Source organism: Frigoribacterium sp. VKM Ac-2530, assembly GCF_015350835.1.
GTDB lineage: Bacteria > Actinomycetota > Actinomycetes > Actinomycetales > Microbacteriaceae > Frigoribacterium.
Window position 1 is genome coordinate 1,197,247 of the sequence record NZ_JADKSE010000001.1, and the last position, 23,209, is coordinate 1,220,455.

The 23,209-nt window shown below is 72.3% G+C and carries 20 protein-coding genes; 6 read left to right on the top strand and 14 right to left on the bottom strand.

Going from position 1 to position 23,209, the window contains the following annotated elements; genetic code table 11:
* Positions 1-8: 8 nt before the first annotated feature.
* Positions 9-1,970 carry an ABC transporter ATP-binding protein gene (locus tag ITJ48_RS05595; protein ID WP_228506207.1) on the bottom strand — a complete coding sequence of 654 codons (1,962 nt, stop codon included), beginning with the start codon at positions 1,968-1,970 and terminating at the stop codon, positions 9-11.
* A gap of 173 nt (positions 1,971-2,143) precedes the next feature.
* Here ITJ48_RS05595 and ITJ48_RS16625 point away from each other — a divergent pair, with 173 nt between their 5' ends.
* Positions 2,144-3,742 (top strand): LuxR C-terminal-related transcriptional regulator, encoded by a 1,599-nt coding sequence (locus ITJ48_RS16625; protein ID WP_194612741.1) that lies wholly within the window; start codon positions 2,144-2,146, stop codon positions 3,740-3,742.
* A gap of 22 nt (positions 3,743-3,764) precedes the next feature.
* Positions 3,765-5,228, top strand: a complete 1,464-nt coding sequence (locus ITJ48_RS05605) for an APC family permease (protein ID WP_370544787.1) — start codon at positions 3,765-3,767, stop codon at positions 5,226-5,228.
* Between the two features lie 236 nt (positions 5,229-5,464).
* Here the strand turns inward: ITJ48_RS05605 and rplL are convergent, their stop codons facing one another.
* From rplL to ITJ48_RS05625, 4 genes are all read right to left on the bottom strand, one after another.
* On the bottom strand, positions 5,465-5,848 hold the full coding sequence (gene rplL / locus ITJ48_RS05610) for a 50S ribosomal protein L7/L12 (protein WP_123546684.1): 384 nt from the start codon (positions 5,846-5,848) through the stop codon (positions 5,465-5,467).
* A 51-nt stretch (positions 5,849-5,899) separates the two neighbouring features.
* Positions 5,900-6,415 carry a 50S ribosomal protein L10 gene (rplJ, locus tag ITJ48_RS05615; RefSeq protein WP_123546685.1) on the bottom strand — a complete coding sequence of 172 codons (516 nt, stop codon included), beginning with the start codon at positions 6,413-6,415 and terminating at the stop codon, positions 5,900-5,902.
* Between the two features lie 301 nt (positions 6,416-6,716).
* Positions 6,717-8,228 carry a HAMP domain-containing sensor histidine kinase gene (locus ITJ48_RS16080; protein ID WP_194612742.1) on the bottom strand — a complete coding sequence of 504 codons (1,512 nt, stop codon included), beginning with the start codon at positions 8,226-8,228 and terminating at the stop codon, positions 6,717-6,719.
* 47 nt (positions 8,229-8,275) lie between these two features.
* On the bottom strand, positions 8,276-9,022 hold the full coding sequence (locus ITJ48_RS05625) for a response regulator transcription factor (RefSeq protein WP_123546686.1): 747 nt from the start codon (positions 9,020-9,022) through the stop codon (positions 8,276-8,278).
* A 171-nt stretch (positions 9,023-9,193) separates the two neighbouring features.
* Between ITJ48_RS05625 and ITJ48_RS05630 the strand changes: the two genes are divergently transcribed.
* Complete coding sequence (locus ITJ48_RS05630) at positions 9,194-10,747, top strand: ABC transporter permease (RefSeq protein ID WP_194612743.1); 1,554 nt, start codon at positions 9,194-9,196, stop codon at positions 10,745-10,747.
* Between the two features lie 104 nt (positions 10,748-10,851).
* Positions 10,852-11,532, top strand: coding sequence for an ABC transporter ATP-binding protein (locus ITJ48_RS05635; RefSeq protein WP_194613354.1), 681 nt, complete (start codon positions 10,852-10,854; stop codon positions 11,530-11,532).
* Between the two features lie 72 nt (positions 11,533-11,604).
* Here ITJ48_RS05635 and ITJ48_RS05640 read toward each other — a convergent pair whose 3' ends face one another.
* The 8 genes from ITJ48_RS05640 to ITJ48_RS05675 all read right to left on the bottom strand — a co-directional run bounded on the left by ITJ48_RS05640 (position 11,605) and on the right by ITJ48_RS05675 (position 20,205).
* Entirely contained in the window at positions 11,605-12,570 is a 966-nt protein-coding gene (locus ITJ48_RS05640; RefSeq protein ID WP_194612744.1) for a PD40 domain-containing protein, read from the bottom strand.
* A gap of 29 nt (positions 12,571-12,599) precedes the next feature.
* Entirely contained in the window at positions 12,600-13,613 is a 1,014-nt protein-coding gene (locus ITJ48_RS05645; RefSeq protein ID WP_194612745.1) for a sugar phosphate isomerase/epimerase, read from the bottom strand.
* Positions 13,614-13,696: 83 nt separating this feature from the next.
* Positions 13,697-14,845 (bottom strand): Gfo/Idh/MocA family protein, encoded by a 1,149-nt coding sequence (locus ITJ48_RS05650; protein ID WP_370544788.1) that lies wholly within the window; start codon positions 14,843-14,845, stop codon positions 13,697-13,699.
* 33 nt (positions 14,846-14,878) lie between these two features.
* Positions 14,879-15,718 (bottom strand): carbohydrate ABC transporter permease, encoded by an 840-nt coding sequence (locus ITJ48_RS05655; protein ID WP_194612746.1) that lies wholly within the window; start codon positions 15,716-15,718, stop codon positions 14,879-14,881.
* Positions 15,711-16,709 carry a carbohydrate ABC transporter permease gene (locus ITJ48_RS05660; protein ID WP_194612747.1) on the bottom strand — a complete coding sequence of 333 codons (999 nt, stop codon included), beginning with the start codon at positions 16,707-16,709 and terminating at the stop codon, positions 15,711-15,713. The genes ITJ48_RS05655 and ITJ48_RS05660 overlap by 8 nt, the downstream gene beginning before the upstream one ends.
* An 89-nt stretch (positions 16,710-16,798) precedes the next feature.
* Positions 16,799-18,127, bottom strand: coding sequence for a sugar ABC transporter substrate-binding protein (locus tag ITJ48_RS05665; RefSeq protein ID WP_194612748.1), 1,329 nt, complete (start codon positions 18,125-18,127; stop codon positions 16,799-16,801).
* Between the two features lie 195 nt (positions 18,128-18,322).
* Positions 18,323-19,471, bottom strand: coding sequence for a Gfo/Idh/MocA family protein (locus ITJ48_RS05670; protein ID WP_123546693.1), 1,149 nt, complete (start codon positions 19,469-19,471; stop codon positions 18,323-18,325).
* Positions 19,468-20,205: a sugar phosphate isomerase/epimerase gene (locus ITJ48_RS05675; RefSeq protein ID WP_194612749.1), complete on the bottom strand. Its 738-nt coding sequence runs from the start codon at positions 20,203-20,205 to the stop codon at positions 19,468-19,470. The genes ITJ48_RS05670 and ITJ48_RS05675 overlap by 4 nt, the downstream gene beginning before the upstream one ends.
* Before the next feature lie 175 nt (positions 20,206-20,380).
* Between ITJ48_RS05675 and ITJ48_RS05680 the strand changes: the two genes are divergently transcribed.
* Together ITJ48_RS05680 and ITJ48_RS05685 are read left to right on the top strand one after the other, a co-directional pair.
* Positions 20,381-21,571: an ROK family transcriptional regulator gene (locus ITJ48_RS05680; protein ID WP_192042161.1), complete on the top strand. Its 1,191-nt coding sequence runs from the start codon at positions 20,381-20,383 to the stop codon at positions 21,569-21,571.
* A gap of 123 nt (positions 21,572-21,694) precedes the next feature.
* A complete protein-coding gene (locus tag ITJ48_RS05685; protein WP_223269320.1) occupies positions 21,695-22,408 on the top strand; it encodes a YqaJ viral recombinase family protein in 714 nt (237 codons plus the stop codon).
* Here ITJ48_RS05685 and ITJ48_RS05690 read toward each other — a convergent pair.
* Positions 22,390-23,130, bottom strand: a complete 741-nt coding sequence (locus tag ITJ48_RS05690; protein ID WP_194612750.1) for a Pr6Pr family membrane protein — start codon at positions 23,128-23,130, stop codon at positions 22,390-22,392. The genes ITJ48_RS05685 and ITJ48_RS05690 overlap by 19 nt on opposite strands.
* Between the last annotated feature and the right edge of the window lie 79 nt (positions 23,131-23,209).

The following is a 23,209-nucleotide window of genomic DNA, read 5'->3' on the forward strand; positions in this document are numbered from 1 at the left end:
GGCGCCGGTCACGTGGTCGACGCCACCTGCTGCCCGTAGAGGTCGGCGTACACGCCGCCGAGGGCGACGAGCTCGTCGTGCGTGCCGCGCTCGACGATCCGGCCGCCGTCGACGACGAAGACGACGTCCGCGTGGCGGACGGTGGAGAGGCGGTGGGCGATGGCGATCGTCGTGCGCCCTCTCGTGGCCGTGTCGAGCGCCTCCTGCACGACCCGCTCGGACACGGTGTCGAGAGCGCTCGTCGCCTCGTCGAGCACCAGCACGGCCGGGTCCTTGAGAAGCACGCGGGCGATGGCGATGCGCTGCTTCTCGCCCCCGGAGAGGCGGTAGCCGCGCTCGCCGACCACCGTGTCGTAGCCGTCGGGGAACGACGCGATCGTCTCGTGGATGTTCGCCTGCCGGGCGGCGTCGACCAGCTGCTCGTCGGTGGCGTCCGGACGCGCGTAGCGCAGGTTGTCGCCGATCGTCGCGTGGAACAAGTACGTCTCCTGGCTGACGATGCCGATGTTCTCGACCAGCGACTCCTGCCGCAGGTCGCGGACGTCGGTGCCGGCGAAGCGGACGCTGCCGCCCGTCGCCTCGTAGAAGCGCGGGATGAGGTACGAGACCGTCGTCTTGCCGGCGCCGCTCGGCCCGACGAACGCGGCGAACTGGCCCGGCTCGATGTCGAACGAGACGCCGCGGAGGGTCCGCTGCCCCGGCTCGGCGTCGGGGTAGGCGAACTCGACGTCGTCGAACTCGACGCGGCCGAGTTGCTCGTCGTCGACCGTCGCCGACGCCCCGCCGTCGGTGATGGCGGGCCGCAGGTCGAGGTACTCGAAGATGCGAGCGAACAGCGCACCGGAGGTCTGCAGGTCGAGCGCCACCCGGAGGAGCCCCATCAGCGGGAAGGTCAGCCGCGCCTGCACCGTGGTGAAGGCGACGATCGTGCCGGCGGTGACGGGCACGTCACGGAGGATGAGCCAGGCGGCCACCAGGTAGATCAGCGCCGGGATCACGGACAGGAAGATCTGGACGACGGCGAAGAACCACTGGCCGCTCATCTGCTGGCGCACCTGCAGGCCGATCTGCGTGCGGTTCTCGGCCGAGTAGCGCTCGACCTCGCTGCGCTGCTGGTTGAAGCTCTTCGCGAGCAGGATGCCGCTGACGCTCAGCGCCTCCTGCGTGATCGCCGTCATGTCCGACAGCGACTCCTGCGTCTTGGTCGCGATGCGTGCGCGCACCTGGCCGACGCGGCGCTGCGCCACGACGAGCAGCGGCAGCAGGATGACGGTGACGACGGTCATCTGCCAGCTGAGCACGAGCATCGAGATGAACGCGGCGATCACCGTGACGGTGTTGCCGAGCACGCTCGAGATCGTGTTGCTCAGCACGTTCGCGACGCCGCCGACGTCGTTCTGCAGGCGGGACTGGATGACGCCCGTCTTCGTCCGGGTGAAGAACGCGAGCTCCATGCGCTGGAGGTGCCCGAACAGCCGGATGCGGAGGGCGCCCATCACGCTGTTCCCCACAGTGGCGGTGAGGTAGGTCTGCCAGACGCCGATGCCGGCCGACAGCACCCACAGCCCGATCATGAGGCCGACGAGCTCCATCAGCACCGGGACGTCGGGGCCGCCCGCCGGGAAGAGCCCGCGGTCGAAGGCCTGCTTCGTGAGCAACGGGGGCGCGACGCTGATCGCCGCGCCGACGAGCACGAGCACCACGGTGACCACGAGGGCCTTGCGGTGGGGAGAGAAGAGGCCGCGGATCCGTCGGAACAGGTCGGGGATCTTGGGCGCGGCGGCGTTGGCCGCCTTCTGGGCCGCCGCGTCGCCGCTCGAGACGCGGCCGCCACGACCGCCGCCTCCGCCGCCGCCGCCGCCCGGCCGGCCGCCGCCCGCCCCGCCGGCCGCGCCACCGCCTCCGCCGCCTCCGGTGCCGCCCGCGCCGCGCATGCCGCCGCCCGCGGCGACGGAGTCCATCCTGCTCATGGAGCGAGGCTACGCCCGCGGCGCGTCCCCCCACTCCTGGGGCAATCTGGCCGCCAGACGAGCAGACGGGAACATCGCTCATTTATGCTAGGAGCTCAGGGTGCCTGACCACACCCTGGCGCCGCATTCCCCTACCCGACGGGGAACTACCCGATGCGGCAGAGGTAGGACCCGTGCGCACCCTTGACGATGCATCACCCGACCCGACCGGGGTCGAGCTCCAGCCCGCCGACGCGCGGGCCTCGCTCGACGCCATCGAGCAGGCCTGGACGCAGATAGCCCCCCTGCAGGGAGCCCGCCTGCGCGAGGCCGTCCGCTCGGCTCCCGAGGCCGAGTGGAGCGGCAGGCCGCTCATCCTGCTCGCCCTCGCCGCCAGCTACCGCTCGGTCGGCTCGCGCTCGCGCAGCGCCGCGCTCCCGTGGTTCCGCGGCGTCGCCAAGGCCATCGACGCCGACCCCGGGCTGCCCCTCGAGGTGCGGGCCGGCTACCACGTGCACCTCGGCGCCGCGCTGCGGACCCTCGGCAACCTCGTCGTCGCCCACGAGCACCTCGAGGTCGCGCGCACGATGATCGAGAGCGACCTCTCCGAGTCGATCACGGCGCGCATCAGCCTCAGCGCCTCCTTCTCCCTGCAGCTCGGCCTCATCCGGCTGCACTACGGCGAGTACGACCAGGCCCAGTTCGCGCTGGGGCTCGCCTCGGGCCTCGGCGAGGAGCACCTCAGCATCGCCGAGCGCGTCGAGTGCCTCTCCGCCCTCGCCTACGTCGCCGTGCTGCTCGGCGAGTTCGCGCTCGCCGACGAGCACCTCGAGAACGCCGCCGAGCTCGCCGACGGCACCGACCTGCTCGCCAGCTCGTTCGGCGCCCTCGCCCAGATCGCGCGGCTGCACCTCGCCCTCGAGCGCGACGAGTCCCCCGGCGGGCACGACGACCTCGTCGCGCGCGTGCACCTGGCGGCGCGCGGCAGCGACTGGGAGGCGCTCGGCTGGTTCGCCGAGGCCAGCGTCCTGCTCGCCCAGGGCCGGTCGATCGAGGTGCTCGACCACCTCGGCCGCATCTCGCGCCTCGTGCAGGGGTTCACGGGCGCCGTCGTCCTCGGCCGCTCGGCCACGGCCCTCCGCGCCGAGACGATGCTCCAGCTCGGACAGGCGCAGGAGGCGCGACGCCTGGCCCAGCCCCTCTCGCCCGGCGACCGCCACATCGAGTGCCCGGCCCGCGTGCTCGCCCTCATCCACCTCTCGACCGGCGAGCCGCAGGCCGCGCTCGACGACCTCGAGGCGTGCCTCGCGCTCGGCGACCTGCACTCGGAGCGGACCATCGGGCACGTGCACGCCGTCGCCGCGGCCGCCCACCTGGCCCAGGGCGACACCGCCCAGGCCGACATCGCCTTCGACCGTGCCCTGCTCGAGGCCGGCCACTCGGGCGCCGGCTGGGTCTTCGGCACCCTGCCGGAGCCCCTCCTCGACCACCTCGTCGCCCGCGCCGTGCAGCGCGACCAGCCGCAGGCCACCCTCGGGGTGCTCGCCCGCCTGCACTCGGCCGAGGGACCCGACGTGGCGCCCCTCGCGGAGCCGCTGAGCGACCGCGAGCTCGTCATCGTGCGCCACCTGGCCACCGGCCAGACCCTCGGCCAGATCGGCAGCCAGCTGTTCATCTCGGTCAACACGGTGAAGAGCCACGTCCGGAGCATCTACCGGAAGCTGCAGGCGACGTCCCGCCGCGAGGCCATCGCCCGGGTGCGACAGCTCGGGCTGCACGTCGACGAGGACTGAGCGGAGGCGGTAGCCTCTCGCGGTGCCCGACGACCTGACCCCCGCCTCCTCTGCCTCTGCCCCTGCCCCGGCTCCCGCCCGTCCTCCGCTCGGCGAGCAGCTGCTGCGTCGCAAGCCCCTCGAGGCGTTCGCGCGTGAGGCCGAGGCGTCCGACGCCCGGGGCCTCCGGCGCACCCTCGGCGTCTGGCACCTGACCGCCATCAGCATCGGGGCCACGCTCGGCACGGGCATCCTGGTGGTGCTGGGCACCGCCGTGCCCCTCGCCGGTCCCGCCGTGTTCCTCGCGTTCGTCCTCGCCGGCGTCGCCGCCCTGCTCTCGGCCCTGTCGTACGCCGAGATGGCGGGCAGCGTGCCCGTCTCCGGCTCGAGCTACAGCTACGCCTACGCGACCCTCGGCGAGGGCGTCGCGTGGGTCTGCGGCTGGTGCCTCGTGCTCGAGTACGCCGTGTCGGTCGCGGCCGTCGCGGTGGGCGCCGGCCAGTACGTCGACGAGGCCCTGCGCGTCTTCGGCCTCTCGCTGCCCGACGTCGTCGCGGGCCCGCCCGCCGAGGGAGGCCTGCTGAACCTGCCCGCCGCCGCGCTCGTCCTGCTGGCCACCCTCGTGCTCGTGCCCGGGGCCCGCGAGAGCGCCTGGGTCAACACCGTCCTGGTCGTGGTCAAGGTCGGCCTGCTCGTCTTCTTCGTCGCCGTCGCGTTCACGGCATTCAGCGCTGGCAACTTCGAGCCCCTCGCGCCGATGGGGGCGGCCGGCGTCTCGGCCGCCGCCTCCCGCCTGTTCTTCTCGTACATCGGCTTCGACGCGGCGTCCACGGCCGGCGAGGAGGCGCGGGACGCCAAGCGGGACCTGCCGCGGGCGATCGTCGCCTCCATCGTCATCATCACGGTGCTGTACATCCTCGTCGCCGTGGCCGCGGTCGGAGCCCGCCCCTGGCAGGACTTCACCGACGGCGAGGCGACCCTCGTGACGATCGTCGCCGACATCACGGGCCAGCCCTGGGTGGCCTTCCTCTTCGCGGTGACCGCGGTCGCGGCCATCGCCTCCGTCGTCCTGACCGTGCTCTACGGGCAGACGCGCATCTTCCTGTCCATGGCCCGGGACGGCCTCGTGCCGTCGGTCCTCGGCCGGATCTCGCCGCGGACGCGCACGCCCGTGGCCGGCACCCTGATCGTCGGCGGCGCGGTCGCGCTCACCGCGGCGTTCATCCCCCTCGGGGCCCTCGCCGACGCGACGAGCATCGGCACGCTCTTCGCGTTCGCGCTCGTCAACCTGTCGGTCATCTGGCTGCGCCGCAACCGGCCCGAGCTCGAGCGCACGTTCCGCGTGCCGCTGTACCCGGTCGTCCCGCTGCTCGGCTTCGCGACGTGCGTGCTGCTCATGGTCACCCTCGGCGGGATCACCTGGGCCGCGTTCGCCGTGTGGATGGGCGTCGGGGTCGCGGTGTACGCGCTCTACGGCCGCCGCCACTCGGTCGTCGCGCGCGGCTGAGGCCTTCTGCGGCTGAGGCCGCCCGAGCCGGGCCAGAGCGGCATGCGGCGGGTCCGCGTCGCCCGCGGCGGGTCCGCGCTGACCCGCCGTGGGTGACGGCGACCCGCCGACCCTGCCGCGGACCGCACCCGGGAACGACGAAGGCGCCGCTCCCCGTGGGGAGCAGCGCCTCCTGTGCTCGTGAGAGCAGGCAGTGCTGTGCGACCGAGGTCGCGAGGGGCCGTGGGCCCCGCAGACTACTTGAGGGTGACGGTGGCGCCGGCAGCCTCGAGCTGAGCCTTGGCCTTCTCGGCCGTCTCTTTGTTCGCACCCTCGATGACGGTGTTGGGGGCACCGTCGACGACGGCCTTCGCCTCGCCGAGGCCGAGGCTCGTGAGCGCGCGGACCTCCTTGATGACCTGGATCTTCTTGTCGCCGGCAGCCTCGAGGACGACGTCGAAGCTGTCCTTCTCCTCGACCTCCTCGGCGGGGGCGGCGGGGCCAGCGGCACCGGCAGCGGCCACGGGGGCAGCAGCGGTGACCTCGAAGACCTCTTCGAACTTCTTCACGAAGTCGCTGAGCTCGATGAGCGTGAGCTCCTTGAAGGCCTCGATCAGTTCGTCCTGCGTGAGCTTCGCCATGGTGTTCTCCTTGTTGTGTTCTGTAAGTGGTGGTGGTTGCTGCGACAGCTGTTAGCTGTCGGCTTCCTGCTTCGCGCGCAGCGCCTCGACCGTGCGAACGGCCTGCGACAGCGGAGCGTTGAACAGGTAAGCAGCGCCGAACAGCGAGGCCTTGAAGGCGCCGGCCAGCTTGCCCAGCAGCACCTCCCGCGACTCGAGGTCGGCGAGCTTGGTGACCTCGGCTGCGGTCAGGGCGTTACCGTCGAAGTAACCGCCCTTCACGATCAGCGCGGGGTGTGCCTTGGCGAAGTCACGCATGCTCTTGGCGACGGCGACAGGGTCTCCGTGCACGAAGGCGATCGCAGACGGGCCGACGAGCTCGTCGTCGAACGAGCTGATGCCGGCGTTGTTCGCCGCGATCTTGCTGAGCGTGTTCTTCACCACGGCGTACGTCGCGTCTGCACTGATGGCGGTGCGGAGCTCCTTGAGCTCTGCCACAGTGAGACCGCGGTACTCGGTGAGCAGAACGGCGGTCGAGCTACGGAAGTTCTCCGTGAGCTCGGCGACCGATGCTTCCTTGTTCGCCATGGCTCTCCTAAAACGTGGGTGTGCCGGCAGCCCCCGGGCACTCGCTCACGTCTCGTCCGAGGACGGGGCATGGAAAAAGCTCCGGCGCTGGCGCACGGAGCTGGATCTCGCAGAAGCGAGGAACGACTTCACACACCTGCGCTGGTCGCTCTCTCTCGAGAACCTTCGGTCTCCGTCTGCGAGCAGACAGGGACAACCGGCGGTCTTGGGCTGGGTACACAGTAGACGCAGGAGGCGCGTCGACGCAAGTCGCGCCTCCTGCGGTCGGGCGGCGGCCGGTCGGCACCCGACGCTGCGAGCGTCAGGCGGCAGCGACGGGCGGCGCGGCGAGCGGCAGGCGCACCGTGAAGACGGCGCCGTCGGCACTGCTGGCGACCGAGACGTCGCCGCCGTGGGCGTGCGCGACGGCCTCGACGATGGCGAGCCCGAGGCCGGTCGAGCCGGCCTTGCGCGAACGCGAGCTGTCGGCCCGGGCGAAGCGCTCGAACAGCACGGGCAGCACCGCCGGATCGATCCCCGGGCCCTCGTCGGACACCGTGACGACGGCACGTCGCGCCGCCTCGTCGACGCCCAGGGCGACGTGCACCGGCGTGCCCTCCGGCGTGTGGGTCCGCGAGTTGGTGAGCAGGTTCGCGACGATCTGGTGCAGGCGCATCGCGTCCCCGGGCACGACGACCGGCTCGTCGGGCAGCACGACGTCGACGTCGTGGGCCGGGTCGGCCACCCCCGCGTCGTTGACGGCGTCGAGCACCACGCGGGTGAGGTCGACGTCGGCCACGACGATGTCGCGACCCTCGTCGAGGCGGGCGAGGAGCAGCAGGTCCTCGACGAGCGACGTCATGCGGAGCGACTCCGACTCGATGCGTCCCATCGCGTAGACGACGTCATCGGGCAGGCCCGTGCCCATCCGCCGGGTCAGCTCGGCGTAGCCGCGCACCGACGCCAGGGGGGTGCGCAGCTCGTGCGAGGCGTCGGCGACGAACTGCCGCACCTTGTTCTCGCTCTGCTGCCGCGCCTCCAGCGCCGCCGCGACGTGGCCGAGCATGTGGTTGAGCGAGGCTCCCACCCGGCCGACCTCGGTGCGCGTGTCGGTGTCCTGATCGTCGACCCGCTCGGCGAGGGCCACCTCGCCGCGGTCGAGGGGCAGCTCGGCCACGCGCAGCGCGGTGTCCGAGAGCCGCTCCAGGGGGCGGAGCGCCCGCCGCACGACGGCGTACGCGATGAGGATGGCGACGACGAGGCCGAGCAGGGTGACGAAGGCGATGGAGGCGATCATCCCGGCGACCGTCTGGGTCACGCTGTCGGTGGGCAGGCCCACGACGAGGTAGCCCGACGACACGGTGCCGCCGCTCCGGGAACCGAGGGTCACCGGGACGGCCTCGACCCGGTAGCCGCCGAGGTCCGGGCCGAGCGACACGGTGACCGGGCCGCCCGCGTCGGGCACGGTCGCGAGCGCCGAGGTGATCTCGTCGGTGAGGGGATCCTCGAGCTCGCCCGCCTCGGTGACGGTGAAGGCCTGCTGCACGACGTCGCCGACGAGCACGGCGGTGAACGTGCCGGGCGCCTGCCGGGGCGCGCCGAGGGCGTCGCTGTCGGGGCTGAGGCTCGGGCGACCCGACGAGCCGCCGATCGAGGCCGCCGTCAAGGCCCTGTTCGTCGCGCCCGTGAGGTCGTCGTCGAGCTGGTTCATCAGCGAGCCGCGCAGCGCGACGACGCTCACGGTGCCGATGACGACGGTCAGGAGCACCACGATCGCGACGATGCTGAGGATCAGGCGGTTCCGCAGGGTGAGGGGGGCGGAGGCGCGGGGCACGCGCCCGAGGAGCCCGCCGAGACGGGACCCTCCGGGTGCGGCCGCGCTCACGACGTGGGCTTGATGACGTAGCCCACGCCGCGCACGGTGTGGATCATCGCCTCTTCGCCCGCGTCGATCTTCTTGCGGAGGTACGAGATGTAGATCTCGACGACGCTCGACTTGCCGCCGAAGTCGTAGCTCCAGACGCGGTCGAGGATCTGCGCCTTGCTGAGCACCCGGCGCGGGTTGCGCATCAGGAAGCGCAGCAGCTCGAACTCGGTGGCGGTCAGCTCGACCTCGCGGTCGCCGCGGTGCACCTCGTAGCTCTCCTCGTCGAGCACCAGGTCGCCGACGACGATGCGGCTGTCGCCGGCCTCGCTCACGGCCGACGCGGACCGACGGATGAGGCCGCGGAGCCTGGCCACTACCTCCTCGAGGGAGAACGGCTTGGTGACGTAGTCGTCGCCGCCCGCCGTCAGGCCGGAGACGCGGTCCTCGACGGAGTCCTTCGCGGTGAGGAACAGGATCGGGGTGTCGTCGCCCCCGGCCCGCAGGCGGCCGAGCACCTGGATGCCGTCGATGTCGGGCAGCATCCAGTCGAGCACGATCGCGTCGGGCTGGAACTCGCGGGCCAGCGCGAGGGCGCCCTGCCCGTCGGCGGCGGCCTTGACGTCCCACCCCTCGTAGCGGAGGGCCATCGAGAGGAGGTCGGTGAGGCTGTTCTCGTCGTCGACGACGAGGACTCGGAGGGGCGAGCCGTCGGCCCGGGTGAGTCGGGGGGCCTGCGCGGGGGTGGGGGTCGTCGTGGTCACGCACTCAGCTTCGAGCCGGTTCCTATGAACGGACTGTGCTGCTCCGATGCGTTGCCTGCGCGTCTCTCATAGGAACCTCATGGACGGCCCATCGGGTGCTGCGAGACCGCCTCCCTAGCGTCGCCTCCGACCTGATCCCCCGCGGATCCCCCTGCACCGAGGAGACCCCCGATGTTCCTGACCTACCTGCTCAGAGAGCTGAGCAACAGACGCAAGCAGACCGTGGTGATCGCGGCCGGCATGGCGCTCGCGATCGCGCTCGTCATCGTCGTCAGCGGCGTGGCGGCCGGCGTGCGGAACGCCCAGTCGTCCGTGCTCGAGTCCGTCTACGGCGTCGGCACCGACGTCACGATCACGCAGACCGCGGAGCCGGGCGCCGACGGCGGCGGCCCGGGGCAGCAGTTCGCCTTCGGCTCGGGCGACGGCACGACCACCGACGACGGCAGCACCGAGGTCGCGCAGAGCACCCTCTCGGCCGCCCGCGGCACGGCGACCTTCGCCTCCTCGGCACTGACGACGGTGGAGGGCGTCGACGGCGTGTCCGCCGCGACGGCCACGTTGAGCCTCGAGAACTCCAGCTTCTCGGGCACGCTGCCCGACTTCTCCCAGGGCGCAGGAGGCGCCGGCACCGACGGCACGACCGGCGGCGGCACCGGGACCGGCACGGACGGGACCGACTCCAGCAGCCAGCCCGCACCTCCCACGGGCGGGGCGGACGGCGCCGGCGGCAGCGCGTTCGACGTCGACCAGTTCTCGGTCACGGGCCTCGACCCGAGCGCGGCCGCGGTCGGTCCCCTGACCAGCGCCTCCCTCGTCGACGGCCGGCCCCTCGCCGCCGACGACGCGGGCACCGACGTCGTCGTGCTCGACCAGACCTACGCGACCAGCGCCGAGCTCGCGGTCGGCGACACGCTGGCGATCGGCGGCACCGACTTCACCGTGGTCGGGATCGTCGCGTCCACGTCGTCCGACGCGGCCACCGCCTCCGACGCCTACGTCCCTCTCGACACGGCGCAGGCGCTCAGCGGGCTGACCGACCAGATCAGCGACGTGTACGTGACCGCGGCGAGCGCCAGCGGCGTCGACGCGCTCAAGGCCGACCTGCAGGCCGCCCTGCCCGACGCGACCGTGAGCACGCAGTCGGACCTCGCGTCGAGCGTCTCCGGCTCGCTGACGACCGCCTCCGACCTGATCGGCGAGCTCGGCACCTGGCTCTCGGTGATCGTGCTCGCCGCGGCGTTCCTCATCGCGATCCTCTTCACCGTCTCGGGCGTCGGACGGCGCACCCGCGAGTTCGGCACCCTCAAGGCGATCGGCTGGAGCAACGCGCGGATCACCCGCCAGGTGGCGGGCGAGTCGCTCGTGCAGGGCCTCGTCGGCGGCGTCGTCGGCGTCGCGGCAGGCCTCGTCGGGCTGCTCGTGGTGAACCTCGTGGCCCCGACCCTGTCGGCTGCGGCCACGACCACCGCGGCAGGTCCCGGCGGGGGTGCCGGCGGGCCCGGGGCGGCAGCCGACGCAGGAGGCGCGGCCGCGGCAGGCGGCGGCGGCTTCGGCCAGCAGGTGGCCGCGGCCACGACGGACGTCGTCCTGCACGCCCCGGTGACGGTCTCCGTCGTGCTGCTCGCGGTCGGCCTGGCCGTCGTCGGCGGGCTGCTCGCCGGTGCCGTGGGCGGGTGGCGCGCGTCGCGGCTGCGCCCGGCCGAGGCGCTGAGGAGCGTCGCGTGACCGGGGCGGCCCCGGAGCCGACCGGCACCGACGTCCGCGCCACCGCCCTGCCGGCACCCGCCGGACTCACCGACCCGACCAGCGCCTCCGGAGGCACCACGCCCATGTACACGCTCACCGCCGTCACCAAGACCTACTCGCAGGGGAAGAAGACCGTCACCGCCCTCGACGGGATCGACCTCGAGATCCCCGCCGGCCAGATGGTCGCGATCCAGGGCCCGACCGGAGGCGGCAAGTCGACCCTGCTGCAGATGCTCGGGGCGCTCGACCGGCCGACGAGCGGCACGGTGCGGCTCGGCGACTACGACCTCTCGGCGGCGGGCGACGGGGCGCTGGCCGCGGTGCGGGCCCGCGACGTCGGCTTCGTGTTCCAGGGCTTCAACCTGATCCCGACGCTGACGGCGGCGGAGAACGTCCAGACGGCGTTCGCGGACGACTCGGTACCGCGCCCCGAGCGGCGGACGAGGGCGAAGGAGGCGCTGGCCTCGGTCGGGCTCGCGGAGCGGGCCGACCACCTGCCGGGCGAGCTCAGCGGCGGTCAGCAGCAGAGGGTCGCCATCGCGCGCGCCCTGGTGAAGGAGCCGACCGTGCTGCTGGCGGACGAGCCGACGGGATCGCTCGACGAGGCCACCCGGGACGAGATCATGGACCTGCTCGAGGGCGTCTGGCGCGACCGCGGGCTGACCCTCGTGATCGTCACGCACGACTCGGCCGTGGCCCGGCGCGCCGAGCGGCGCCTGCGCATCGCGGGCGGGAAGGTCGCCGAGCTGCTGCCGACGGCCTGACGTTCAAGCGCGAGGGCGGGACCCAGCTCGGCGCCGGGTCCCGCCCTCGGCGGCTCCCGTCGTGGCTGCTGCTCAGCTGCGCGGGTAGTCCACGCAGGCGAAGCGAGTCGAGTCGGGTGCCCAGCACGGCACGTTGATCGTGCCCTGGCCGCCGAGCAGCCGCAGCACCTCGTGCGGCTGCTCCCCCGGCGTCGGCAGCCCGTCGGTGCCGAGCGGCAGGGTGCGGAGCACCACGTCGCGGTCCTCGGGGTGGCCGAGGGTGCCCGTCGGGTAGCCGAGCCAGAGCAGGGCCGACCCGTCGGGCGAGACGTGCGGGAACCAGTTCACGAGCTCGTCGTCGGTCACCTGCACGAGCTCGCCGCCGTCCGGCCGGGCGCGGAACAGCTGCGCGTGTCCCGCCACGCCGCCCGACGCCCGCTCCGAGTTGAACCAGACGTGCCGACCGTCCGGCGAGAACTCCGCACCGTCGTCGGGGTGGCCGTCCGCGGTGACGGAGGTCGGGGCGCCGTCGGCCACCGAGACCAGCACGACGTTCGTCTGCCAGCCGGCCCGCGCCTCCTCGTCGTCGGGATCGGCCACTGCCTCGGGCAGGGCGCCGACGATCACGCTGAGCGTCGCGCCGTCGGGCGAGACGCCGTGCAGGTAGTTCTTGTGGTTTCGGCCGGCAGGGTGCTCGCGCGTGACGCGGCGTGCCTCGCCGCCGGGCGCGACGCCGTCCCACGGGACCTCGTACAGGTGGCCGTCGCGCGAGCTGACGAACACGCTGCCCTGGTCGGGCGCGATCACGTGGTCGTTGTTGATCTCGGGCACGTCGCCCATCGGCACGGGCACCAGGGCCGTCTCGTCGACGCCGCGCGCCTCGGCGGGCAGCCGCCAGAGCAGCCCGTCCGCGTTGACGACGAGCCAACGGCCGTCGGGGCTCCAGTTGGGCGCCTCGACGAGGACGCTCGAGCTCTCGAGGGCGACCTCGACGTCGCCGGTCGCAGGGTCGACGACGAGCACACGGCTCGACTGTCCGGGCTGGAGGGTGCGGGGCACGGGGTTCTCCCTGTTCGTGGGCGGGGCGGCTACTGGTTCGAGAAAGCCGCGTCGAAGGAGGCGGTCGGCCGGGGCCAGAGCAGCGAGCGCACGTGGGCCAGCGCCTCGGGCGCCCCGTGCAGCCGGTCCATGCCGGCGTCCTCCCACTCGATCGAGATCGGCCCGGCGTAGCCCACGGCGTCGAGGGTGCGGAACGCCGACTCCCAGTCGACGTCGCCGTGCCCGGTCGAGACGAAGTCCCAGCCGCGGCGCGGGTCGCCCCAGGGCAGGTGCGAGCCGAGCACCCCGGCGCGGCCGCTGCTCGGCCGGACGCGCGTGTCCTTGCAGTCGACGTGGTAGATCCGGTCGGCGAAGTCGACGATGAACCCGATCGTGTCGACGCCCTGCCAGAGCATGTGCGACGGGTCCCAGTTGAAGCCGAAGGCCTCGCGGTGCTCGATCGCGTCGAGGGCGCGCACGCTCGTCCAGTGGTCGTAGGCGATCTCGGAGGGGTGCACCTCGTGGGCGAACCGCACGCCCTCGCCGTCGAAGACGTCGAGGATGGGGTTCCAGCGGGCGGCGAAGTCCTCGTAGCCGGCGTCGATGACGCTCTCGGGCACGGGCGGGAACATCGCGACGTACGGCCAGATCGACGAGCCGGTGAACCCGACCACTGTGTCGACGCCCATCCGCCGGGCGACCCTGGCCGCCCGCTTCATGTCCTCGGCCGCGCGCTGACGGACGCCCTCGGGCTCGCCGTCGCCCCACGTGCTCGGCCGCACGATCGCCTGGTGCCGGAAGTCGATCGGGTCGTCGCAGACGGCCTGCCCCGTGAGGTGGTTCGAGATGGCCCAGACGCCGAGGCCGTGCCGCTCGAGCACGTCGAGCCGGCCGCGGAGGTAGGCGTCGTCCTCGTCCGCGCGCTCGAGGTCGAGGTGGTCGCCCGACGCGGCGATCTCGAGGCCGTCGTAGCCCCAGCCCGCGGCGAGCGCCGCCACCTCCTCGAGCGGCAGGTCGGCCCACTGGCCGGTGAACAGCGTGACGGGGTGCGAGCTCTCGCCCATGTCGGCCTCTCTCGTCGTCGGTGCGTCGGCGCGCGGCGCAGCTCCATCCTGGTCCACTCCGCGGCGGTCCACGGGGCGGTCGTTCACGAGGGGACGTCCACCCAGCGCCGCTCGACGGCGGCTAGCAGGACGCTCTCGGTGACGACGACGGCGCGGCGGCCGTCCTCGAAGGTCGGCAGCCCCTCCGGCCGCCCGCCGCGCACGGCGTCGTGCACGTCGCGGACGAACGAGGCGAAGGCGTCGTGGTAGCCCATCGGGTGCCCGGCCGGGAGCGTCGAGAGGCGGGCCGCGTCCGGCACCAGCCGGGCCGCGTCGCGCGACACGACCTCGGACGCGGCGCGACGCCCGATCCAGAGCCGGTCGGGCTCCTCCTGCGAGAACTCGAGGCTCTCCGCCGTGCCGGCGACGTCGACGAGGAGGCGGTTCTTCCGCCCCGGCGCCACCTGCGACACGAAGAGGGTGCCGATGACCCCGGCGGCCGTCTCGAAGACGACCGCCGCCTCGTCCTCGGTGTCGACCGGGCGTCCGCCGCGTTCGTCGTGGACCCGGTCGACGACGGCCGAGAGGGCGGCGACGCGGTCGCCGAGGACGAACTCGACCAGGTCGACGAGGTGGCTGCCGATGTCGGCGAAGGCGCGCGAGGGGCCGCCCGAGGCCGAGTCGACGCGCCAGTCGACGTCGTCGCGGTCGAGCAGCCAGTCCTGCAGGTAGCTGCCGCGGACGCTGAGCACGCGTCCCGTGACGCCCGAGGCCACCCGGGCCCGCGCCTCCCGCACCATCGGGTGGTACCGGTACACGAACGGGACCGCGGCCGTCGCGCCTGCCGCCCGGGCTGCCCGCACGAGCTCGTCGGCCTCGGCCGTCGAGGTGGCCAGCGGCTTCTCGCAGACCACGTGCTTGCCGGCCGCCAGGGCGGCGAGGGCGAGCCCCGCGTGCACGGCGTTCGGGGCGCAGAGGTGGACGACGTCGACGCCGGGGTCGTCGAGCAGGTCCTGCACGCTGTCGTGGGCGGTCGGCACGCCCAGGGCGGCGGCCGCTGAGGAGGCGCTGGCCGGGCTCGAGGACGCGACCGCCACCACCTGCGCGCCGGCCGCCCGGGCCGCCGCCGTGTGCACCCGGCCCATGAACCCGCCGCCCACCACGCCGACCCGGAGGGGCGCGACGGAGGCCGCGCCCCTCCGGGTCGGGGCGACCTCCACGAGGCGAGGCGCCGCCTCCTCCACGTCGGTCACCGCTCGACCTCCGTCAGGCCCGGCCGGTCGGCGTCACTTGACTGCACCGGAGGACAGACCGGTGATGAGGTGCTTCTGCACGAGCATGAAGCCGATCAGCACGGGCAGCGAGACGACGACCGAGGCCGCCATCAGCTGGTTCCAGTAGACGTCCTGCTGCGAGGCGTACGCCCGCAGGCCGATCGACAGGGTGCGGGTGTCCTTGCTCGTGAGCACCGAGGCGAACAGCACCTCGCCCCAGGCCGTGATGAAGGCGTAGACCGCGACGGCGATGATGCCGGGCTTCGCGACGGGGATGATCACGCGGAACAGGGCGCCGAGGCGACCCGTGCCGTCGATCATCGACGCCTCCTCGAGCTCCTTCGGGATGGAGGCGAAGTAGCCCGTCAGCATCCAGATCGAGAACGGCAGGCTGAACGTCATGTAGGTGATGATCAGGCCCAGGTAGCTGCCCGTCAGCTGCACCCCGACCGTGCGCTGGATCTGCACGAAGATCAGGAACAGCGGCAGGAGGAACAGGATGCCGGGGAACATCTGGGTCGAGAGCACCACGAGGCTGAAGCTGCGCTGGCCCTTGAAGCGCAGGCGAGCCAGCGCGTAGGCGGCCAGCACGGCCATCGCCACCGACAGGATCGTCGCCGAGATGGTCACGATCAGGCTGTTCTTGAAGTACGACGCCAGGGGCACCGTCTGCCAGATCTGCACGTACGGCTCGAGGGTGACGCGCGAGGGGATCCAGGTGAAGAGGCCCTGCACGTCGGCCAGCGGCTTGATCGAGGTCGTGAGCACCACGTAGAGCGGGATGATCACGACCAGCGACAGGAACGCCAGCCCGAAGAAGCGGAAGATCTTGAAGCCGCGGGTCTCAATCATTGTCGTTCTGCCCCTTCGGGAGGACCATCCGGATGTAGAACGCCGACGCGATCAGCAGCACGACCAGGAGCATGACGCTCATGGCACCGCCGAGGCCGAAGTTCCAGTTGTTGAAGCTCTGCTGGTAGATCAGCGGCGAGATGAGCGTCGCCTGCTCGGGCGAGGCCGGGCCGAAGAGCACGTAGGGCACGTTGAACTGGTTGAAGATCCAGAGGCTCATGATGAGCAGCAGCACGGCGTTGGCCGGCTTGACCATCGGCAGCGTGATGTTCGTGAACTGCTTCCAGAGGCTGGCGCCGTCGAGGCTGGCGGCCTCGTAGACGTCGCCCGGGATGTTCTGCAGCGCCGCGAGCAGCATCAGGAACGCGAAGGGCCAGAACTGCCACGCGGTCACGATGACGATCGCCCAGAACGAGTTCCCGCCGAGCAGCCAGAAGGGCCGGTCCTGCAGGATCCCGAGGTCGTCGACCAGGAACCGGTTGATGGCCCCGTCGCGCTGGTTGAACATGAAGGCCCAGGCGATGGTGCCGACGTACGAGGGCAGCGCGTAGGGCACGAGGAACAGCGTGCGGAGCAGGCCGCGTCCCTTGAACGAGCTGGTGAGCAGCACGGCGCCGAGCATGCCCATGCTCCACGCGATCGCGACGACGATCACGGTGAAGAGCAGGGTGCGGCCGAGGGCCCCGTAGAGCTGCCCCGCGATGGGCGAGCTGGGGTCGAGGGCCGTGACGAAGTTCTGCAGGCCGACGAAGGGCGCGTTGACCCAGTTGGCGATGCTGAGCTGGTTCAGCGTGATGAACGCGATCCAGATGCCGAGCACCATGGGGACGATGTGGACGAGGAGCTCGGCCAGGGCCGCAGGGGCGACCAGGAAGTAGGCGAGCGGCGAGCGGTGCTTCTTGCGCTTCGCGGGCTCGATCGGAGCCTGCTGGTGCGGATCCGGGGCCGACTCTTTCTCGGCGGTGGCGGGGGGCAGAACGTTGACGGTCATGACGGTCCTCTCGGGCGGGGCAGGGGGGCCCGCCCGGCCGACAGCGCTGGCGCTGGCGGCCGGACGGGTCCCCGCACGGTGGGACGGGGCTACTGACCCGTGGTCATCTGGCTGTTCGCGTCCTCGAGGGCCGACTTGACGTCGGCCTCGCTGACGGAGCCGCCCTGGGCCGCGGTGGCGAGGAGGTCCTTGATCGCGGTCCCGACCAGGGTCTCCATCTGTCCCTCGGAGGGGTAGAGGGGCATGGGCTGGGCGTGGTCCGCGAGGATCGTCTGCTTCAGCTCGATGACGTCCGTCTGGAACGCCGGGTCGTCGTACGCGGTGGTGACCACGGGCAGCGAGCCGAACGACTCGTTGAGGTACTTCTGCTCGTCGTCGCTCGTGAGGTGCTTGACGAAGTCGATCGCCGCCTCCTTGTTGCCCGAGTTCTCGAAGACGCTGACGTTGATGCCGGCGACGTGGCTCTGGGTGCCCTCGAGGCCGGTGGCGTCCGCGCTCTCCATCGGCACGGGGGCCGCGGCGTAGTCCGTGAAGTCACGCGACTTCAGGTTGTCGCCGGGGGCCTGGTCGAAGAACATCGCGGCCTGGCCGTCGGCGAAGGTGGCGGCCATGTCGGAGCCGTTGACGCTCTCGGCGTCGGACGGCGAGACGACCTTGTCGACGGCCATCAGGTCGACCCACTCCTTGACGCCGGTCACGACGCCGTCGTTGCCGAAGTCGGGGTTGCCGTCGTCGTCGTAGAGCGAGCCGCCGTTCTGCAGGCCGCGGACGAACGCCTGGTGGGCGTTGTTCGTGATGCTCGAGCCGGCCATGGTGACGCCCCACTGGTCGATCTGGCCGTCCCCGTCGGTGTCGATCGTCAGCTTCTTGGCGTCCTCGACGAACTCGTCCCACGTTGCGGGCGGCGTGGTGATGCCGGCGGCCTCGAACATGGCGGTGTTGTAGTACAGCGAGTACGACAGGCCGTAGATCGGCACGGACGTGGGGGCCTGGCCCTCGGCGCCGCCGGTGGCGAAGCTCGACTGGACGAAGCGGTCCTGGCCGCCGATCTCGTCGAGGGCCTCGCCCTCCCAGGGCACGAACGCGCCGCTCGACTGGAGCGACACCGCCCAGGTGTTGCCGATGTTGAGCACGTCGGGGCCCTCGCCGCTCGAGACGGCGGTGAGGATGCGGTTGTAGAGGTCGGACCACGGGATGACCTCGAGGTCGACCTTCACCCCGGTCTCCTCGGTGTAGCGATCGATCGACTCCTGCAGGATCTCGGCGTCGCGCTCGACCGTGGGGGCCTGGTTGCTGGCCCAGTAGGTGATCGTGTCGCTGTCGCCGCTGCCGCCGGAGGCGGAGCAGGCGGTCATCGACCCTGCCGCGACGACGCCGACGGCGAGGGCGGCGACCCAGCGGAACTTCTTCGTGTTCATGTCTTCTCCTGGTTTCTCATCTTCGAGAGGTCTCTTCATCGAGCGGGGGAAGTGCTGTGTGGCGGTGGTGCGATGGTGCTGAGCTGCTTCGGTGCAGTGCTGCGGTGGTGCTGTGGTGCTGTGGGAGGGAAAGTGGAGGGGGACGGTGTCCCGGTGGCGGGCCGGCCTCGTCGTCGAGGCCGGCCCGCCGACGGATCAGCCCAGGGTCGGGACCGACGGGTCCCAGTCCTCGGGCAGCTCGGGCGTGGGCTCGAGCGACGACTCGACGACGACGCCCTCGCCGCGCTCGGCCGACTCGGCCAGCGAGACCATGACGTCGAGCACGTGGAACGCCAGCTCGCCGGGGACGCGCTCGCGACGGCCCTCGCGGATCGCCTGGGCGAGCTCGGCCACGCCGGTGCCGCGGGTGAACGTCGAGCCGGAGGCGGGCACGACGGTCGGCTCCTCGCCGCCGGTGTGCACGACGGTGTCGCCCTCGAACTCGTTCGGGTCGGGGAACACGGCCGTGCCCTCGGTGCCCGCGATCTCGACGAACCCGGCACGGGCCAGCTTCGAGTCGAAGCTGAAGACGGCCTGCGCGCTCGCGCCGTTCTCGAACTGCAGCAGGGCGCTGATGTGCGTGGGCACCTCGACGGGGAACTCGGTGCCCGCCTTGGGGCCGGAGCCGATGACGCGCGTCTCGCGGGCCTTCGAGGAGGTGGCGGTCACCTTCGCGACCGGGCCGAAGACCTGCACGAGGGTCGTGAGGTAGTACGGGCCGACGTCGAACATGGGGCCGGCACCGTAGGCGAACAGGAACTCGGGGCTCGGGTGCCACGACTCGGGGCCGGGCACCTGGAACAGCGTCAGCCCGGTGAGGGGCGTGCCGATGTCGCCGCGGCGGACGACGCGGAGCCCGGTCTGGATGCCCGACCCGAGGAACGTGTCGGGAGCGACGGCGACCCGCACCCCCGCCTCCTTCGCGGCCTGCAGCAGACGGGCGCCGCTCTCGCGGTCGAGGGCGTAGGGCTTCTCGCCCCAGACGTGCTTGCCGGCCGCGACGGCCTTGAGCGCGACCTCGACGTGGGCGGCGGGGATCGTGAGGTTGACGACGATCTCGACGCCGTCGTGGGCGAGCAGCTCGTCGACCGAGCCGCTGCCGGGCACGCCCCACTTCTCGGCCTGGGCCGCGGCGCGGGGCTCGTCGATGTCGGCGACGAAGAGCACCTCGAGGTCGGGGAACTTCGTCAGGTTGCCGAGGTACTGGTCGCTGATCACGCCGGCGCCGATCACGCCGACCCCGACGGGGCCGGTGCGGGCGTCGCGGGCGGCGACGGTGTCGGCGGTCGTGGCGGTGTCGGTCATGCGCGGACTCCCTGCAGGAACTCGTAGCTGTCGGTCAGGGCGGTGAACACGTCGCCGCGGGTGTCGTCGAGCTCGACGACGGCGAGGGCCTGCGGGGCGGCCCGCAGGATGTCGCGGACGGGCATGACGCCCTTCCCGACGGCGACCTGCTCGGAGTCGTCCTTGCTCTTCGGGCCGTCCTTGACGTGCAGGAACTGCACCTGGTCGCCGAGACGCGCGATCAGCTCGGCCGCGTCGACGCCGCCGACCTCGACCCAGTAGGTGTCGACCTCGAGGACGACGCCGGCCGGCAGGGCCGCGGCGAAGATCTCGAGGGCGGGGGTTCCGTCGATGACGGACTCGAGCTCGAACTCGTGGTTGTGGTAGCCGACCGAGAGGCCGTGGGCCGCTGCGGCGTCGGAGATCGCGACGAACTCGGCGGCGATCGCCTCGACGTCCTCGCGGGTGACCCAGCGCGTCTCGTCGATGTGCGGATCGATGACGGTGCCGACGCCGAGCCGGACGGCCGCGGCGAAGATCGGCTCGAGGTCCTGGCCGACGAGCTTGGCGTGGGCGCTCGGCGCGGTGAGGCCGGCGGCGGGCAGCGCCTCGGCGTACTCCTCGACGCGCTCGACGAAGCCCCACGGCTCGACCTGCGTGTAGCCGATGTCGGCGAGGCGCTGGAGGGTGCCGGGCAGGTCGGCCGCGATGGCGTCCCTGACCGTGTAGAGCTGGACCGAGATCGGTGATGTCACCAGGGGGACTCCTCTTCGAGTGGGGCGAGTACGGCGTCGCTGCCCCTCGTGGGGAGTCGATCACCGCTGATCGAGACCGACCATAGGACCACTTCTGTCGGAGCGCAAGCAAAAGTCGTCACCGATCGGCAGCCTTGTCTCGGCAGTCGCCTCGCCCTGTGCTTTACTGCTCACCATGTCCGACACGACGCGGTCGTCCGCGCTCGGCAGCACCGGCGCCAGCGAGCTCTTCCAGCTGCTGCGCGACGGCCGCCCGCGCACCCGCGCCGAGCTGGCCGCGATGACCGGCCTCGCCCGGTCGACCGTCGGGCTGCGGCTCGACGCCCTCGTCGAGCTCGGGCTCGTCGGCCCCTTCGCCGACGCCGTCTCGACCGGCGGTCGCCCGCCCTCCCGCGTCGCCCTCGTGCCGTCGGCCCGGGTCGTGCTCGGGGCCGACTTCGGCGCCGGCCACCTCAACCTCGTGCTCACCGACCTCGTCGGCGAGACGCTCATCGGGCGACGCTCGCTGCTCGACATCGCCGACGGGCCCGAGCGCGTGCTCACGACGATGGTCGCCGAGGCCGACGCCCTGCTCGCCGAGCTGGGGCGCACCCGCCGCGACCTGATCGGGGTCGGCATCGGGCTCCCCGGCCCCGTGCAGTTCAGCACCGGTCGGCCCGTGAACCCGCCGATCATGCCCGGCTGGGACGGCTTCGACGTGCCCGGCTGGGTGCGCGGGCACCTCGACGTGCCGGTCCTCGTCGACAACGACGTCAACATCATGGCCCTCGGCGAGCGCAGCTTCGCCTGGCCGGGCGTCGACCACTTCCTGTTCGTCAAGGTGGCCACCGGCATCGGCTCGGGCATCATCTCGGGCGGTCGGCTGCAGCGCGGCGCCCAGGGCATCGCGGGCGACATCGGCCACGTGCAGGTGCCGCGCGGCGCCGGCATCGCCTGCCACTGCGGCAACGTCGGCTGCCTCGAGGCCGTCGCCTCCGGCCCGGCGATCGCCGCCGCCCTGCGGCGAGAGGGCCACGACGTCGCCGGCGGCGCCGAGGTGATCGACCTGGTGCGCGCCGGCGACATCGATGCCATCCAGGCCGTCCGCCAGGCGGGACGCGACATCGGCGAGGTGCTCACGGCCTGCGTCAACATGATCAACCCGTCGACGATCGCGATCGGCGGCTCGATGGCCCAGGCCGGCGAGCACCTCATCGCCGGGGTGCGGGAGGTCGTCTACTCCCGCTCGATGCCGCTGGCCACCGAGCACCTCAGCATCGTCCAGTCGCGGTCGGGCGAGAAGGCGGCCGTGATCGGCGCGAGCATGCTCGCGATCCACCACGCCCTCTCCCCCGCGGCCATCGACGAGCTCGCCGCCGCCGTCTGACGCCCGACCGGCGCCGACCGCGGCTTCGTCTCGCCTCCGCCTCGCCTCCGTCTCGCCTCCGTGCGGCCGACACGAGGAGGCGCCCTGTCGCGACCTGCCCCGGTCACGAGCGACAATGGAGGCATGTCCGTCGTCCAGCCCATGCTCTCGCTCTGGGACGACGACGAGACCCTCGCCGCGCCTCCCCCGGCTCCGCGCCGTCCGGCGCACGAGCTCCGCGTGCTCGCCGACTCGACCGACCGCATCGCGTGGCTGCGGGCCCGCAGCCGGGGCATCACGGCCACCGACGTGGCGCGCCTCTCGAGCCCGCGGGCCGTGCAGGCCGTCGTGCTCGACAAGCTGTACGGCAACGGCTTCGGCGGCAACGCCTACACCGACCACGGGCGCGCCCGCGAGCCCGAGATCGCCCGCTGGGTGCTGTCCGAGCACCGCATCGCGCCGAGCTCGAAGCTGTTCCACGCCCACGAGCAGCAGCGCCACCTCGCCACGCCCGACGGCGTGGCCGTGCGTGACGACGGGACCGTCGAGCTCTGCGAGATCAAGACCACGAAGAAGGCCTGGACGAGCATCCCGCGTTCGTACCTGCGGCAGGTGTTCTGGCAGCAGTACGTGCTCGGGGCCGAGCGCACCCTCGTCGTGTGGGAGCAGCACCTCGACTTCGTCCCCGTCGACTCCGTGCCGCAGTGCCGGTGGGTCGACCGCGACGACGACGAGATCCACCGCCTCGTGGGCCTCGCCGACACCGTGCTCGACACGCTGGCCCGCCAGGCTCCCGTCGACCCGTTCGCCCCCGGCGTCCGGGCCTACGAGCCGCCGCCCTACGACCCGCTGCGCTGAGCCTCGCCGCGGCCCGACCTGCCGCGCCCTGCCCCACCGTGGTCTTCCCCACCGCGGTCAGAGCTGCCGTGGCCGGCGTTCCGGTGGTCGACCCCGAGGACCCGCACCCGGCTCAGCCCGATCACGACCGCGCTCAGCCCGGCGATGACCACGGCGATGACCAGGCACCAGACCGCGACCCCGCCCGCGCCGAGGCGCTCCACGTCGAGGAACGGGTACGGCACGAACGACTGCCCGCGCAGCAGCACCACGACGAGCCAGACCAGCGGGTAGACCAGGAACACCGGGAGCCGCCGCCATGCGATGCGCCCCCGGTCGCCCACCAGCACCCAATCCAGCAGCGCGAACAGCGGGATCCACTTGTGCAGGACGTCGTTCGACCACTGCACGTTGAACGAGTTGTCGAGGGCGACGTTCGTCAGCAGCACGTTGTAGACGATGCCGGTCGTGACCATGTAGGTCGCGGCGGCACCGCGGAGAACGACGCTCCACTCAGGCGCTGCCTCGCGCCGCAGCAGGAACACTGCCCCGACGACGAACGCGACGGCCGCGATCAGGTTCGACTGGATCGTGAAGTAGCCGAAGAAGTTGGCGAACTGGTACACGGGGCTCTCGACGCTGCGCACCCACTGGCCGACGACCGCCGCGACCACGGCCAGGGCCGCGAGCAGGCGGAGCGCGGCGGGCACGAGGGCGGGCACGGTGGTGGTCGACGGTCTCATCCCGTCACCGTAGCGAGGTTTCGCCAGACGGTGACACCCGCGAAACACGACCGACTCATCTGCTGTCGACACTGGGGAG

Excerpts from the sequence above, each read along its gene's own strand:
- ITJ48_RS05655 (WP_194612746.1), bottom strand. The coding sequence starts at position 15,718 with ATGATTGAGACCCGCGGCTTCAAGATCTTCCGCTTCTTCGGGCTGGCG.
- ITJ48_RS05660 (WP_194612747.1), bottom strand. The coding sequence starts at position 16,709 with ATGACCGTCAACGTTCTGCCCCCCGCCACCGCCGAGAAAGAGTCGGCC.
- ITJ48_RS05630 (WP_194612743.1), top strand. The coding sequence starts at position 9,194 with ATGTTCCTGACCTACCTGCTCAGAGAGCTGAGCAACAGACGCAAGCAG.
- ITJ48_RS05680 (WP_192042161.1), top strand. The coding sequence starts at position 20,381 with ATGTCCGACACGACGCGGTCGTCCGCGCTCGGCAGCACCGGCGCCAGC.
- ITJ48_RS05635 (WP_194613354.1), top strand. The coding sequence starts at position 10,852 with ATGTACACGCTCACCGCCGTCACCAAGACCTACTCGCAGGGGAAGAAG.
- ITJ48_RS05690 (WP_194612750.1), bottom strand. The coding sequence starts at position 23,130 with ATGAGACCGTCGACCACCACCGTGCCCGCCCTCGTGCCCGCCGCGCTC.
- ITJ48_RS05670 (WP_123546693.1), bottom strand. The coding sequence starts at position 19,471 with ATGACCGACACCGCCACGACCGCCGACACCGTCGCCGCCCGCGACGCC.
- ITJ48_RS05685 (WP_223269320.1), top strand. The coding sequence starts at position 21,695 with ATGTCCGTCGTCCAGCCCATGCTCTCGCTCTGGGACGACGACGAGACC.
- ITJ48_RS05665 (WP_194612748.1), bottom strand. The coding sequence starts at position 18,127 with ATGAACACGAAGAAGTTCCGCTGGGTCGCCGCCCTCGCCGTCGGCGTC.
- rplL (WP_123546684.1), bottom strand. The coding sequence starts at position 5,848 with ATGGCGAAGCTCACGCAGGACGAACTGATCGAGGCCTTCAAGGAGCTC.
- ITJ48_RS05645 (WP_194612745.1), bottom strand. The coding sequence starts at position 13,613 with ATGGGCGAGAGCTCGCACCCCGTCACGCTGTTCACCGGCCAGTGGGCC.
- ITJ48_RS05595 (WP_228506207.1), bottom strand. The coding sequence starts at position 1,970 with ATGAGCAGGATGGACTCCGTCGCCGCGGGCGGCGGCATGCGCGGCGCG.
- rplJ (WP_123546685.1), bottom strand. The coding sequence starts at position 6,415 with ATGGCGAACAAGGAAGCATCGGTCGCCGAGCTCACGGAGAACTTCCGT.